Origin of the sequence: Pseudoalteromonas sp. Angola-30, assembly GCF_028599215.1 — a bacterium.
Classification (GTDB): Bacteria; Pseudomonadota; Gammaproteobacteria; order Enterobacterales; family Alteromonadaceae; genus Pseudoalteromonas; species Pseudoalteromonas atlantica.
Window position 1 is genome coordinate 66,167 of record NZ_JAQREI010000002.1, and the last position, 14,223, is coordinate 80,389.

Below are 14,223 nucleotides of genomic sequence, written 5' to 3' on the forward strand. Positions count from 1 at the left end.
TTTACTAAAAAATCACCGATTGTTGCCGTACTACGTGTGCATAACTATTTCCTGTTCTTATTCTGAATATGCATAAACCTTTGCAGACAAACTCTCAATTCTTCTCTATATTTTTTACACGTTAATTTTTAACCAAGCTGCTAAAAGTGCTTATCGTGGCGATATTTGTTTTTAACGGTGATAAACGCGCCATATTGGTGCATTTTACTATTTTAATATTCTGCTATTTTAGAAAAATATTGGCAGGGCAAAATGAACCTCAAAAAGCACTTTTTGAATGAATTTTTATTTGTTTAATATTGATAACTTTTAGCGAAGTTGCTGATAAATCACTTAAAATTAACGGATATAGCATATAACAGGATAGACCTGATATTGCTTGGAATTTAAAAATAATAAGAGTATCTTAGCCCCATACTCCCTCTCACTTAACTTAAATTGCAGGATACCATCGCGTTATGTCAGATTTTCGTGAACAAGCATTACACTACCACTCTCACCCCGTTCCAGGCAAAATCAGCATTGAGCTAACAAAACCAGCCGAAACGGTGCAAGACTTAGCATTAGCATACAGCCCTGGTGTTGCAGAGCCTGTGCGCGAAATTGCAGCAGACCCAGCCAATGCATATAAATATACCGGTAAAGGTAATATGGTTGCGGTGATCAGTAATGGTACGGCAATTTTAGGTTTGGGTAATTTAGGGCCATTAGCCTCTAAACCTGTTATGGAAGGTAAGGCGCTTTTATTTAAACGTTTTGCAGGCTTAGATTCTATTGATATTGAAGTTAAGCATCGCACCACCGAAGACTTTATAAATACAGTGGCTAATATTGCCGACACGTTTGGTGGTATTAACTTAGAAGATATTAAAGCGCCAGAGTGTTTTGAAATTGAAAAAGCACTTATTGAGCGTTGCAGTATTCCGGTTTTTCATGATGACCAACACGGTACCGCTATAGTAACTGCGGCAGGTATGCTTAACGCCTTAGAAGTGCAGGGCAAATCAATAGAAGATGCCATTATTGTATGTTTAGGTGCAGGCGCTGCAGCGGTTGCTTGTATGGAGCTGTTAATTAAGTGTGGTGCACTGCGCGAACATATTTATATGCTAGACCGCAAAGGGGTTATTCATACTCGCCGCGATGACTTAAACGAATACAAACAGCTTTTTGCTAACAATACAGATAAGCGTACTCTACAAGATGTAATTGCTGATGCTGATGTGTTTGTAGGTGTATCGGGTCCTAACTTACTTGCACCTGAAGATCTAAAACTAATGGCTGATAAGCCAGTGGTGTTTGCATGTTCAAATCCAGATCCTGAAATTGCACCTGAGCTTGCGCACAGTGCACGTAAAGACTTAATTATGGCAACGGGGCGTTCTGATTTCCCTAACCAAGTTAATAATGTTTTATGTTTCCCGTTTATTTTCCGTGGTGCACTTGATGTACGTGCAAGCGCAATTAACGATGAAATGAAAATAGCCGCTGTTGAAGCTATTCGTAGTATTGCTAAAGAGCCAGTGCCTGAGCAAGTATTAAAAGCAGCGGGTGTAGAAAAGCTCGAATTTGGTGCAGACTACATTATTCCTAAACCGATGGACCCGCGTTTATTACCACGTATAGCCAAGGCGGTTGCTATTGCTGCTGTTGAATCGGGCGTGGCACAAATTGACTTACCGGAAAATTATATGGCGTAATATATAGCGCTTAAACAAAAAAACCTCAGCATGCTGAGGTTTTTTTGTTTAAAAAGACGTTTTATTCTTCGTCTAAAATAGGCACTTCTAAACCCATTTCTTGCATTATTTTTTTAACTTCTTCAGGTACTTTTTCTGCGTTATCTTTACGTAGGTCATCATCATTAGGTAATGGCTGGCCTGTAAAGGCATGCAAAAACGCTTCGCATAGTAACTCGCTGTTTGTTGCATGACGCAGGTTGTTTATTTGACGACGTGTACGCTCATCAGTTAATACTTTTAATACATTTAGCGGGATCGAAACGGTGATCTTTTTAACTTGCTCTGATTTTTTCCCGTGTTCTGCGTATGGGTGAATATACTCACCATTCCATTTAGCCATAAGATGTATCGTTGCCTCAGATTATTAATTTCTCACACGGCGTAAAAAGCGTGTAAATATGCGTGAAATTCTATCGTTTTAAAAAAGATAGTCAAATAATAGATAGCAATCTATCTTAATAAGCTGGCTGTAATAGTAAACACAGCCTCATTGAAGTTTTACACATCTGTTATTTTTAGCCATCTAGAGCTTTAAAAGCTTTGACTTATTATAATGGATAACTTACTCTTTTAGACGTCTAAACATCCAAATTAATCAGGTGACGAATATGAGCGAAAAAAACAAAGCAACCATTGCTGTACGAAATGGGGTTGATGCCGATAAACATCATGGCGCCGTTGTACCGCCAATTTATTTATCGACGACTTATTCGTTTGCCGGTTTTGATACTAAGCGCGCATACGACTATGGACGCAGTGGTAATCCTAATCGCGATATTTTAGCTGACACTCTAGCAGAGCTTGAAGGTGGCGCACGCGGAATTATTACTGCTACGGGCATGGCAGCAGTGCACTTAGCCACACAGTTATTAAATAACGATGATACATTGGTTATTCCTCACGATTGTTATGGCGGCAGCTACCGTTTATTTACGTCGTTAGAAAAGCGCGGCTTGCTTAAACTTAAAGTGCTTGATTTAACTAAACCAGAAAGCCTAGAACAAATTTTAACCATTAAACCTAAATTAATTTGGATAGAAACACCAAGTAACCCTGTGCTGCGCCTAACTGATATTAAAGCCGTGACGGATATAGCAAAACAGTGCGGTGCATTAGTGGCCGCCGATAACACCTTTTTATCACCGGCATTACAAAACCCAATTAAGTTTGGCGTAGACATTGTTGTGCACTCAACCACTAAATATATAAACGGCCATTCTGATGTTGTAGGCGGTGCAGTTGTTGCTGCAACACAAGAGCTTGGTGATGAGCTTGCTTGGTGGGCCAATAACATTGGTATTACCGGCGCACCATTTGATAGCTATTTAACGTTACGTGGTTTACGTACTTTAAATGTGCGTTTAAAACAGCACCAAGAAAATGCCCTGGCAATTGCTAAATACCTAGAAAGCTCTGAGTATGTTAGCCAAGTTTACTACCCAGGCCTTGAATCGCATCCTCAACATGCGCTTGCTAAAGCCCAACAGCTTGGGTTTGGCGGTATGGTTAGTTTTGATATTAAAGGCGATGTGAATGATGCTGCGGCGTTTTTAACAAGCCTTAAAGAATTTAGCTTAGCAGAATCGTTAGGTGGGGTTGAGAGTTTAATTTGTCATCCTGCGACCATGACTCACGCAGGTATGGAAGCTCAAGCACGTTTAGAGGCGGGTGTGGGCGATACGCTAATTCGTATTTCGGTCGGTATTGAAGATGTAGAAGACCTACTGGCTGATTTTGAACGTGTATTTAACTTAGTTAAACCTGGTCAAAATAAAAATGTAGGGCGTGTTGGTAAAGCTGCAGGCAATGCCAATGGTGATGTAAAGCAGCAGGCTGCTCATCCAGCTTTGTGGTGATTGAGTATGGTAAACAGTGTACATAAATTTGGCGGCTCGAGCTTAAGCTCGGGCGAGCGCTATCAAAGTGTGGCAAAAATAATTATTGGCCACACACAGCCTGGCGATTGCGTGGTTGTATCTGCTGCGGGTAAAACCACCGATACATTGGTTTCGCTGTGGCAAAGTTATCAACAACAAGATAAGCAAGCTGTGGCTGATATTTTGCTGCAATTGAGTAATCACCAAACGGCATTAATTGAAGAGTTATTAAAAGCCGATGCTAAACACACGGCTTTAGCTGTGTTAGCGCAAGAGCTAAGTGATGTAGCGGAGCAAGCCAGCAAGCAGCAGTTGCAAGAGGCGGCCTTACTGGCGCATGGTGAGCTGTGGTCTGCGCGATTATTGGCAGCCTATTTAACGCAATTAAACATTCAAGCGTGTGCTCATGATGCTAGAGCGCTGTTTAGTGTAACAAGCGGGGAGCTTTTGCATGCGCAAAACAAACAGCAATGCAGCCAAGTTATTGATGCAAATAAAATTAACGTAGTAACAGGGTTTATCGCAGCAAGTGCTGATGGTAAAACAGTTACGCTTGGGCGCAATGGCAGTGATTACAGCGCCACCTTATTAGCCAATTATTGCGACGCACAAAATGTATGTATTTGGACTGATACGCCAGGGGTATTTAGTGCTGACCCACGTAAAGTTGAAAAGGCGATTAAGTACAACAAGGTGTGCCGTGAACAAGCTAACTTATTAGCTCGATTGGGTAACCCTGTTTTACATGCTAAAACGCTTTCGCCTTTAAAAAACAGTAATATTAAACTGGCTGTACGTAGTAGTTTTGATGTGCAAACTGCCCCTACCGATATTGTAAAACAAGGCAAAGCTAAGCAAAAACGGTTTATTACTACATTACAAAACGTTGATTTACTGCTCGTTGAAGGCCTTAACGCGGGTGAAGTGGCGCATGTTAGCCAGCTTATTCAGCACAGCCTTCATCATTTTATACACAACGGCGATACATACTTAGTTGTGCCCGCAGGTGCAACGCATCAAGTAGTGAGTTATTTTGCTGGGCGAGCAAATATAAGCGAGTCTAATTTAAATGGCTGCGCGGTGGTTGCACCTACGCAAGATGTTTACACACTAAGTACATTAGCGGCTGAGGTTTTAAATCAGCAAAGTATTCACCCTCGTTTTATTCATCAAGATACAGGCTATACATTGCTGTTAACGGATCAGTTAATAGAAAGCGATGTACTTAGTTTATTGCACGAAAAATTAATTAATAAAGGCCAAGAAGTTGCCCTGGTTGTGGCTGGCTTAGGTAATGTAGGCGATGAATTTTTAAGCCAGCTAGATGCTCAATTTAAACGATTGTCGGGCGATTATAGTATTAAGCTAGTTGGCTTAATTCGCTCGCAACATATGCTATTTAATGCCTCGGGTATTACACTCGGACAGTGGAAAAAACAATGGCAGCATAATGCCGTTGCTTATGAGCAGACGGATTTATTAAGTGCATTAAACGAACTTGATTACGAGCACAAAGTTGTTGTTGATATAACGGCAAGCGAGCAATTTAGCCAATTATACACCGACTTTGTTGAGCGAGACTGCCATTTAATAAGTGCTAACAAGTACGCAGGCACTGCTGCATCAAATTGGTATAACGCGCTGCGCCAAAGTATTAGCGAGCGTAATTTGCATTGGCGCTACAACACCAGTGTAGGGGCAGGGTTGCCAATTAACTTTGCGTTGGCCGATTTACAAAATAGTGGCGATAAAATTACCCGTATTGAAGGTGTTTTCTCGGGCACACTCTCGTGGCTATGCAGTAAGTACGATGGCAGTGTGGCATTTTCTGACCTTGTTCTAGAAGCGCAAAAAATGGGCTTTACAGAGCCTGATCCTCGCGAGGATTTATCGGGCCGCGATATGCAACGTAAATTGCTGATACTTGCACGCGAGCTTGGCATTGAATTAGATTTAAATGATATAAGCTTACAAGCATTAATGCCTGATGAGTTAGCCCAAGGTTCATGGGATGACTTTTTAGCGAATAAAGATAAGCTAAATGCCTTTATTAAACACCATGCCGATGCGGCAAATGCTCAAGATGCTGTACTTAGGTATACCGGTTTATTGGCATTAGAGCAGGGTAAAGTATCGGCGAAGGTAGGTATAACTTACGCGCCTAAAGGGGACGCCTTAGCTAACTTAACACCAGGCGATAATATCTTTGTTATTAATAGCCAGTGGTACAACGAAAACGCCTTAGTAATACAAGGCCCAGGGGCAGGCAAAGAAGTGACCGCCGCGGGAGTGCACTCTGATTTATATTGGTTAGTTAAAAACTTAAAATAGCGCAGCAAATATTAATAGTAAAACGGCAGCTTGTGTAAGCTGCCGTTTTTGTTTTTAGAATAACTCTTCTTCTGTTTTTGTATCTTCTTCAAAAATATCAGTTGGCTGAGACAGCACATATTTTGTAGGTGCAGTGCCTTTTTCAAAATATTCAAAGCGACTGGTGTAGTCGTTTTTATGACTTAACAGACCTGTTTTTAAATCGATACGAATTGAAACTAGTCCTTCAGGAGGCTCTATTGGCGCCTCTGGTGTGCCCTCAAGCGCCACTTTCATAAAATCAACCCAAGCAGGCTGTGCCGTTTTGGCGCCCGATTCAGCACCAGAGATTTGACTGCTATCTAGGTTGTTATTATAGGTTGAGCGTCCTAACGAGTTACCTGGGTTGTCAAAACCAACCCATACAGACGTTACTACATTGCGGTTAAAGCCGCTAAACCAAGTATCAACAGAGTCATTGGTTGTGCCTGTTTTACCCGATAGATCGCGTCTATCTAATGCTTGCGCACGCCAACCTGTCCCGCTCCAGCCTGTTTTATGGGTCCAGCTACCGCCACCCCATACTGCGCTGTGCATTGCTTCAGCAATTAAAAAAGCATTTTGCTTTGAAATAACACGTGGTGCACAACGTGGTTGCGTGGCTGTATCATCTGTTATGTCGGTATCTAGGTTATTGTTGGCAAAGCTATCCATTGCTTGAGAGGCGGGTAATAGCTCGTCTTCATCGCAAGCAAGAGCTGGGTTTGCTTTAAATAGTACATTGCCATAGGCATCTTGAATTTCAGATATAAAGTAAGGTTCAATTAAGTGACCGCCATTAGCAAATGCGCTCATGCCGCGAGCAAGCTCTAATGGCGTGATTGATGCACTCCCTAATGCTAACGATTCACTGCGGTTAATATCAGCATCTTTAAAACCAAACTTAAGCAAGTGATCGGCGGTGCGTTGTAACCCTACACCGCGAAGTAAGCGCACAGAAATAACGTTTTTAGATTGCGCAAGTGCACGGCGAATACGTATAGGGCCATTATAAACTGCTGGGCTGTTTTTTGGTCGCCACGCTACACCTAAACTTTTATCCCACTGGTTTATTGGCGCGTCGTTTAAAATAGAGGCCAATGTATAGCCATTTTCGAGCGCAGCAGAATATATAAAGGGTTTAATATTAGAGCCAACTTGGCGTTTAGCTTGTACCGCTCGGTTGTATTGGCTTTGCTCAAAACTGTAACCGCCTACTATAGCTTTAATACGACCATCTTGTGGGTCGAGTGAAACAAGTGCACTGGCAGCTTCTGGTATTTGGCTTAGTAGGTAACTGTCGTCGTTATTTTTACGCAGCCATATTTGCATGCCAGGGGTAAGAATGTCAGTAGCGGCTTTAGGGGCAAAACTTTGGCGGTAGCGAGTAATGTATTTGCGCGCCCATTTTAAATTATCCCAATCAAGTGTGGTGCGCTGGCCATTTTTTAAAATAACGTCAGCAGTTTTCTCTGCCACATTTAACACCACGCCAGCATGCAAATCAGCTATTTCTTTAACAGGTTTTAGCTTTTCTATAATTTGCTGCTCAGTTAAGGCGGGCTGTGTTTCTGGATCCCACAACACGTCTACAGGCCCACGAAAGCCATGACGCATATCGTAGTTATGTAAATTATTAACTAAAGCTGTTTGCGCAGCCTTTTGAACTTTAGACTCCACAGAGGTAAATATCTTAAATCCAGAGTTATATGCTTTTTCTACACCGTAGCGCTCAACCATCTCAGCACGAACCATCTCAGAGATATAAGGGGCGTAAAGGTCTATTTCAGCACCGTGAAAATAAGCAGTGATAGGCTGGTTAGCCGCATCGTTGTATTGTTTTTGCGTAATATAGTTTTCAGTAAGCAAGCGACCAAGCACTACATTACGGCGTGCTTTAGCTCTAATTGGGTTACGAATTGGGTTAAGCGCCGAAGGGGCTTTAGGTAAGCCGGCAATCATTGCCATTTGTGCAAGAGTGAGGTCTTTTAGCTCTTTGCCATAGTAAACTTGAGCAGCAGCACCAATACCAAATGCACGATTACCTAGTTCTATTTTATTAAGATACAGCTCAAGAATTTCGTCTTTAGTTAATACACTTTCAATATGTAGAGCTATAAAAATCTCTTTAACTTTACGAATATACGCTTTTTCTCGTGTTAAAAAGAAGTTACGAGCAAGCTGCATAGTAATAGTACTCGCGCCTTGTTTTTTCTCACCTGTTGAAATTAACACAATAGCAGAGCGGACAATACCAATAGGGTCTATACCAATATGGTCATAAAAACGGTTGTCTTCTGTTGCTAAAAAAGCATCAATTAAAGGTTGGGGGATTTCGTCTATAGTGACGGGAATGCGGCGTTTTTCACCAAATTGATTAATTAAGAGTCCATCTTTTGTAAAGACTTGCATAGGGGTTTGTAATTGCACGTCTTTTAAAACTTGCACACTGGGGATATCAGGTTTAACGTAATAATAAAGGCTGATTAAAGTGATCAGACCAAATAACGTGCAAATGATAAAAAATTGTAATGTTCGTTTTAATAAAATCACTTATATTTCCCTAAATGGACTCCCAATTGCGAGTTTAGACTGCTAGTATATATTGATTAAAAAATGAATAATATTTTTTACTAAAAAAATTATAACTTGTTTATTATTAAAACAAAGGTCAAGTTGCAAACATGCTAAGTCAACTATTTCAAAAGCCATCCACTGCGATGGTCGGAATTGATATCGGATCGCACTCTATCAAAGCAGTGCTTTTAAGTGAAATTGAAACGGGATTTCGACTAGAAGCACTTGCAATTGAACCTATGCCAAAAGGCGCAATGAGCGAGCGCTCTATTCAGGATATTGAAGCAATTGGTAACATAATTACAAAATTAAAAAGAAAACTACCAAAATCTTTAAAATCAGCGGCAGTGGCTGTATCAGGGCAAACCGTTATCACTAAAGTTATTTTTATGGATGTTTCATTAAGCGACGCTGAATTAGAGTCGCAAATTGAAATAGAAGCTGACAGCTTAATACCTTACCCCCTTGATGAAGTGAGTTTAGATTTTGAAAAGCTCTCTACCAACGAAGCCGATCCGAGTAAAATGAATGTGCTGTTATCTGCTGCACGTACAGAAAGTGTTGAAGCCCGTGTGGGCGCACTTGAGGCGGCAAACTTAACCGCTAAAGTGGTTGATGTTGAAAGCTATGCGTTAAGTAGAGCAATGGATGTGTATTATCAGCAATTACCAAGTGACGCCTTTAATAAGTGTGTTGCGGTGGTAGATATTGGCGCTGTTTTAATGCTGGTCAGTGTTGTTCAAGCAGGTGAAACAATTTATACCCGTGACCAAGTGTTTGGTGGCGACCAATACACTAACAGCATTGTGTCTTACTATAATAAAGGCTTTGATGAGGCTGAAATAGGCAAAACAACGGGTGACTTACCCCCTAATTATACTTTTGAAGTGCTGGCACCGTTTCAAACATCATTATTGCAACAAGTGCGCCGTGCGGTACAAATGTTTTTAACAACCACAGGTAAAGATCAAGTAGATTATATTGTGCTAACCGGCGGTACATCGATGATTGACGGTTTAGATAGGTTGTTAATTGAAGAGCTAGGTATTCATGCTGTGGTGGCTGAACCATTTGCAAATATGGAAGTTTCGCCAAAAGTAGACAGAAATGTAATGCAGCGAAATAGAACGCAGTTTGCAATTGCTACTGGTTTGGCATTAAGGAGCTTTTCATCATGCCACATATAAATCTATTGCCGTGGCGAGAGCTACAGCGTGAAGAATCAAAAAAGAAATTTATAACAATTTTAGTTGCGGTTGTTATTGGCTGTTTTGCAAGTATGTACTTACTTAGCTCTTTTTACGCGGGTTTAAAAGATGGCCAAAATTTAAAAAATAATTATTTAAGCTCAGAAATCAGCATGCTTGATAAAAAAATCAGTGAAATTAGAAATCTTGATAAGCGAAAAGAAAATTTACAACAACGTATGCGATTAATTGAAGAGCTACAAAGCAGCCGTAATTTAGGTACTCAAATTATGGACGAAGTAGCTAAAATTGTTCCTCAAGGCGTGTATTTAACTAAGCTTGAGCGCCGCGGCAGTCAAATACATGTGCTAGGGCGCAGTGAATCAAATAATCGTTTATCTACTATGCTGCGTCAGGTGCAAGGCTCATATTTATTAGAAAGACCTACCATGCAAGGCATTGTGGCAGGCGATCAAACATCACGGTTACTCAGTGATTTTAATATGGAGTTTTACGTAAAACCATTTGATGAAATTGGTGAGGTAAGTGATGAACCTTGATTTAAAAGCCTTAAATGAAATAGATTGGAATGAAATTGAGCTCGACAACATTGGCGAGTGGCCCGTTGCGGTAAAAGCAATTTGTTGCTTATTTATAGCCGGTTTAGTGTTGTTTTTTAGTTACAGCCTATTGGTATCTGATGAAATAGACAGCTATCACAGCGCGGTAGCTAAAGAAGTAGAGCTGCGCAGTACCTACAGAACAAAGTATGCCGTAGCTAGTAAGCTTGATATATACCGCCAGCAAATGGTTGAAATGGAAGATAAGTTTTCACAACTACTAAAGCGATTACCTACCTCAAATGAAACCCCAGGCCTGTTAGACGATTTATCTTATGTAGGTACTACTAGCGGTTTAACATTTTTGAAAATTGGCTGGTTACCTGAAGTCGAAAAAGAGTTTTATACTGAGCTGCCAATAAAAATTGAAGTAATAGGCACTTACCATGAATTTGGTGAATTTGTAGGAAAAGTAGCCCAATTACCACGAATTGTAAGTTTACACGACTTTTCGATTGTATCATCTGGCGAAAAGCAACTAACATTCAGTGTGGTAGCAAAAACATATCGTTATGAAGAAGGGGTTAAAAAGTGAGATTAGTCCCTTTATTATCATTATCAGTTTTATTGTTGGCAGGTTGTAACGACGATACGTCGGAGCAAAAAGAATTTATTGACCAAGTTAAGGCCAGCACCACGCCTAAAGTTGAGGAAATACCTGAATTAACGCAGTTTGAACATTTTGAATATAATGCATCGCAGTTACGTAGTCCTTTTGTGGCTCCGCAGCCTGAAATTATTCAAAATAAACTAACGCAAATTAAAAATTGTTTACACCCTGACCCTGATAGAGTGAGAGAGCCACTAGAAAAGTACCCGCTCGATAACCTATCAATGAAAGGTACATTAGGCTCTAACGGGCAAATGTGGGCACTGATCACCGCAGCGGATGAAACGCTGCATAGGGTAACGGTAAATAATTACTTAGGGACGTATGACGGTAAAGTTAAGTCTGTAAGTAGTGATTATGTAGAACTAGTTGAATTAATCCCTGATGGGTCGGGTTGTTGGAAAGAGCGGCTGACTAAATTGGAAATGTTAGAGGCGGCAAATAATGGCGCAAATTAATAATAAAAAAGGTAAAACACACATGCATAAGGATGTACTTTGGCATCATCGTTTTCAAACGGTGTTATTTGTCATATTGGCTCTTTTTGTTGCAAAAACAGCCAGTGCAGCGCCGCTACTTTATGATGTACGTTATAACCCCTTGCTAAAAGGCGAGACAGAGTTACAACTTGTATTTGACGAAGAGCTAACACAACAACCTAAAATTCAAGTACACAACACACCAGCGCGCATAGAAATGCTATTTGATGGTGCAGAACTAGAACAGGGTCTTGAAAATGTGCCGGTCGATCACGCAGGTATTAACAGTGTAAGCAGCGTACTGACAGAGCAAGGCTTAAAAGTTACGGTAAATTTAGAGCGTTTAAAAATATACGAAACACAAGTTAATAATAACTTAGTGTCGTTGCGCGTATCTGATAACCCGCTTACTGAGCAAGCTTCTGATGAAAGCAGCAATAGTTATGATGCCTCAAGCGCTTATATTAATCGGATTCAATCTATTGATTTTCGTCGTGGTGAAAAAGGCGAAGCAAAAGTTTTAGTATTTTTACAAGACACGCAAGCTGCAATAGAAGTACATGAAAGTGGTGGAAAAATAATTGCAGAGTTTCATCACACAGATATTTTAGACGACTTACTGTATGAATTAGATGTGCTAGATTTTGGTACTGTAGTAAGTACCATTGAGACCTTTAAAGAAGATAGCTTAAGCCGTGTAGTTATTGAGCCTAATGCTGCTTTTACCTTTACCTACCAGCAAATAGATAACATTTTAACGTTAACCATTGAAAAAGATGAAACGCAAAATGCCTATTTAGATGGCGGCAAAGAATATCAAGGTCGTCCAATGACCTTAAACTTCCAAGATATTTCGGTTAGAGCTGTACTGCAAATCATAGCGGGTTATAACGAGTTTAACTTAGTAACGAGTGACTCCGTAACCGGCAATATTACGCTTCGTTTAGATGGCGTTCCATGGGATCAGGCTTTAGACGTTGTACTGCGTATTAAAGGCCTTGATAAGCGTATGGATGGCTCTATATTGATGGTTGCGCCAGCTGAAGAACTCGCTGCACGTGAAGCTAAAGATTTATTAGCAAAACAAAAGGTCGAGGATTTAGAGCCGCTTTACAGTGAGTATATTCGTTTAAACTACGCTAAGGCTGAAGATTTTGCGGATTTACTGAAAACCGACACTAACAGCATCATTTCTGCCCGAGGCAGTGTATCGGTTGACCAGCGTACCAATACATTACTTATTAAAGATACAGCGAAGAGCATTGAAAGTATTCGTCGTATGATTGAAACACTCGATATTCCAGTGCAACAGGTTGTTATTGAATCACGTATGGTAACAGTGCGCGATAACGTCACAGAAGATTTAGGCGTGCGTTGGGGATTTAGTGATCAACAAGATAGTGATGGTATCTCTGGCTCGCTTGAAGGAGCTGAGTCTATCTCAAATGGCACTATTCCTGATTTATCAGACCGTCTTAATGTAAACCTACCTATTACTAACCCTGCGGCAAGTATTGGTTTACACATAGCTAAGTTGGCTAATGGCACTTTAATTGATTTAGAGCTAAGTGCTTTAGAAGAAGAAAATAAAGGTGAGATTATTGCGAGCCCGCGCATTACAGCAGCTAATCAGCAAAAAGCACGTATTGAGCAAGGTACTGAAATCCCTTATACCGAATCAGCCTCAAGTGGTGCTACTACTGTAAGCTTTAAAAAAGCGGTATTGAGCCTTGAGGTTACCCCGCATATAACGCCTGATAACAAAGTTATTTTAGACTTAGTTATTACACAAGATACTCGTGGCGAAACGGTTCAAACCGGAACAGGTGAAGCGGTTTCGATAGACACTCAACAAATTGAAACACAAGTGCTGGTTGATAACGGCCAAACCGTTGTGCTGGGTGGTATTTTTCAGCAGCAAATAATTAATACCACAAATAAAGTACCTGTACTTGGTGATATTCCATATGTTGGACGCTTATTTAAGAGCACCAGCGAGTTTAATGAGAAACGTGAATTACTTATTTTCGTGACACCGAAAATACAAATAGACTAAAATTTAGTGGTTTTATGTTCGTCAACGAGTGTTTATTGATAATAATTGCTCGTTATATGGCTTTTTATTGTAATAGACTTGAAATACCCGGCCAATTACTGAGATAATCCCCTCCTTAATTTTGGGGCCAGGTCGTTAGGCGGGGTTTTATTTCAAATTTTAGAGTTCGTTTGTACTAAAAGATATGGCTGAGAAACGTAATATATTTCTAGTTGGCCCCATGGGGGCTGGCAAAAGCACGATTGGTCGTCACATCGCTGACCAATTACACCTTGAATTTGTCGATTCTGATCAAGAAATCGAACGCCGTACCGGTGCAGATATTGCCTGGGTGTTTGATCTTGAGGGTGAAGAAGGCTTTAGACTTCGTGAAGAATCTGTTATTGGCGACTTAACCGAAATGCAAGGTATTGTACTTGCAACCGGTGGTGGTTCAGTAATGAGTAAAGAAGTTCGAAACAAGCTTTCGGCTCGTGGTATCGTTGTATACCTAGAGACACCTATAGAAAAGCAAGTTGCACGCACGCAACGCGACAAGCGTCGCCCATTACTGCAAACTGAAGAAGCACCTCGTAATGTACTAGAGCGCTTAGCAGAAGAACGCGAGCCACTATACAAAGAAGTTGCCGATTTTGTTGTACGCACCGATGAGCAAAGCGCTAAAGTTGTTGCTAACCAAATCATCGAGAAATTAGATTTTTAAAAACCAATAATAAAGGAAATAAC

11 protein-coding genes are annotated in these 14,223 nt (G+C 40.6%); 9 read left to right on the forward strand and 2 right to left on the reverse strand.

The genetic code is table 11. The features are described 5' to 3' along the window. Positions 1-458 precede the first annotated feature (458 nt). Positions 459-1,700: a malic enzyme-like NAD(P)-binding protein gene (locus tag PSH54_RS03250; RefSeq protein WP_029771819.1), complete on the forward strand. Its 1,242-nt coding sequence runs from the start codon at positions 459-461 to the stop codon at positions 1,698-1,700. Positions 1,701-1,761: 61 nt separating this feature from the next. Here the strand turns inward: PSH54_RS03250 and metJ are convergent, their stop codons facing one another. Beyond that, positions 1,762-2,082: a met regulon transcriptional regulator MetJ gene (gene metJ, locus PSH54_RS03255; protein ID WP_004589341.1), complete on the reverse strand. Its 321-nt coding sequence runs from the start codon at positions 2,080-2,082 to the stop codon at positions 1,762-1,764. 268 nt (positions 2,083-2,350) lie between these two features. Between metJ and metB the strand changes: the two genes are divergently transcribed. Then, entirely contained in the window at positions 2,351-3,598 is a 1,248-nt protein-coding gene (metB, locus tag PSH54_RS03260; protein ID WP_273605475.1) for a cystathionine gamma-synthase, read from the forward strand. A gap of 6 nt (positions 3,599-3,604) precedes the next feature. After that, positions 3,605-5,950, forward strand: coding sequence for a bifunctional aspartate kinase/homoserine dehydrogenase II (metL, locus tag PSH54_RS03265; RefSeq protein WP_273605476.1), 2,346 nt, complete (start codon positions 3,605-3,607; stop codon positions 5,948-5,950). A 54-nt stretch (positions 5,951-6,004) separates the two neighbouring features. Here the strand turns inward: metL and PSH54_RS03270 are convergent, their stop codons facing one another. Then, positions 6,005-8,521, reverse strand: a complete 2,517-nt coding sequence (locus PSH54_RS03270) for a penicillin-binding protein 1A (protein ID WP_273605477.1) — start codon at positions 8,519-8,521, stop codon at positions 6,005-6,007. Positions 8,522-8,652: 131 nt separating this feature from the next. Here PSH54_RS03270 and PSH54_RS03275 point away from each other — a divergent pair, with 131 nt between their 5' ends. The 6 genes from PSH54_RS03275 to aroK all read left to right on the forward strand — a co-directional run bounded on the left by PSH54_RS03275 (position 8,653) and on the right by aroK (position 14,200). Next, positions 8,653-9,732, forward strand: a complete 1,080-nt coding sequence (locus PSH54_RS03275) for a pilus assembly protein PilM (RefSeq protein ID WP_004589345.1) — start codon at positions 8,653-8,655, stop codon at positions 9,730-9,732. Continuing rightward, positions 9,720-10,292: a PilN domain-containing protein gene (locus tag PSH54_RS03280; RefSeq protein WP_024032531.1), complete on the forward strand. Its 573-nt coding sequence runs from the start codon at positions 9,720-9,722 to the stop codon at positions 10,290-10,292. Before PSH54_RS03275 ends, PSH54_RS03280 begins: the two co-directional genes overlap by 13 nt. Then, positions 10,282-10,887, forward strand: a complete 606-nt coding sequence (locus PSH54_RS03285) for a type 4a pilus biogenesis protein PilO (protein ID WP_004589347.1) — start codon at positions 10,282-10,284, stop codon at positions 10,885-10,887. The genes PSH54_RS03280 and PSH54_RS03285 overlap by 11 nt, the downstream gene beginning before the upstream one ends. Continuing rightward, positions 10,884-11,420 (forward strand): pilus assembly protein PilP, encoded by a 537-nt coding sequence (locus PSH54_RS03290; protein WP_024032530.1) that lies wholly within the window; start codon positions 10,884-10,886, stop codon positions 11,418-11,420. Before PSH54_RS03285 ends, PSH54_RS03290 begins: the two co-directional genes overlap by 4 nt. Further along, positions 11,407-13,497, forward strand: coding sequence for a type IV pilus secretin PilQ (locus PSH54_RS03295; RefSeq protein ID WP_024032529.1), 2,091 nt, complete (start codon positions 11,407-11,409; stop codon positions 13,495-13,497). Before PSH54_RS03290 ends, PSH54_RS03295 begins: the two co-directional genes overlap by 14 nt. A gap of 184 nt (positions 13,498-13,681) precedes the next feature. After that, a complete protein-coding gene (gene aroK / locus PSH54_RS03300; protein WP_004589350.1) occupies positions 13,682-14,200 on the forward strand; it encodes a shikimate kinase AroK in 519 nt (172 codons plus the stop codon). Positions 14,201-14,223 lie beyond the last annotated feature (23 nt).

Coding starts and splice junctions, on each gene's coding strand:
- PSH54_RS03250 (WP_029771819.1), top strand. CDS start 459: ATGTCAGATTTTCGTGAACAAGCATTACACTACCACTCTCACCCCGTT.
- metJ (WP_004589341.1), bottom strand. CDS start 2,082: ATGGCTAAATGGAATGGTGAGTATATTCACCCATACGCAGAACACGGG.
- metB (WP_273605475.1), top strand. CDS start 2,351: ATGAGCGAAAAAAACAAAGCAACCATTGCTGTACGAAATGGGGTTGAT.
- metL (WP_273605476.1), top strand. CDS start 3,605: ATGGTAAACAGTGTACATAAATTTGGCGGCTCGAGCTTAAGCTCGGGC.
- PSH54_RS03275 (WP_004589345.1), top strand. CDS start 8,653: ATGCTAAGTCAACTATTTCAAAAGCCATCCACTGCGATGGTCGGAATT.
- PSH54_RS03280 (WP_024032531.1), top strand. CDS start 9,720: ATGCCACATATAAATCTATTGCCGTGGCGAGAGCTACAGCGTGAAGAA.
- PSH54_RS03285 (WP_004589347.1), top strand. CDS start 10,282: ATGAACCTTGATTTAAAAGCCTTAAATGAAATAGATTGGAATGAAATT.
- PSH54_RS03295 (WP_024032529.1), top strand. CDS start 11,407: ATGGCGCAAATTAATAATAAAAAAGGTAAAACACACATGCATAAGGAT.
- aroK (WP_004589350.1), top strand. CDS start 13,682: ATGGCTGAGAAACGTAATATATTTCTAGTTGGCCCCATGGGGGCTGGC.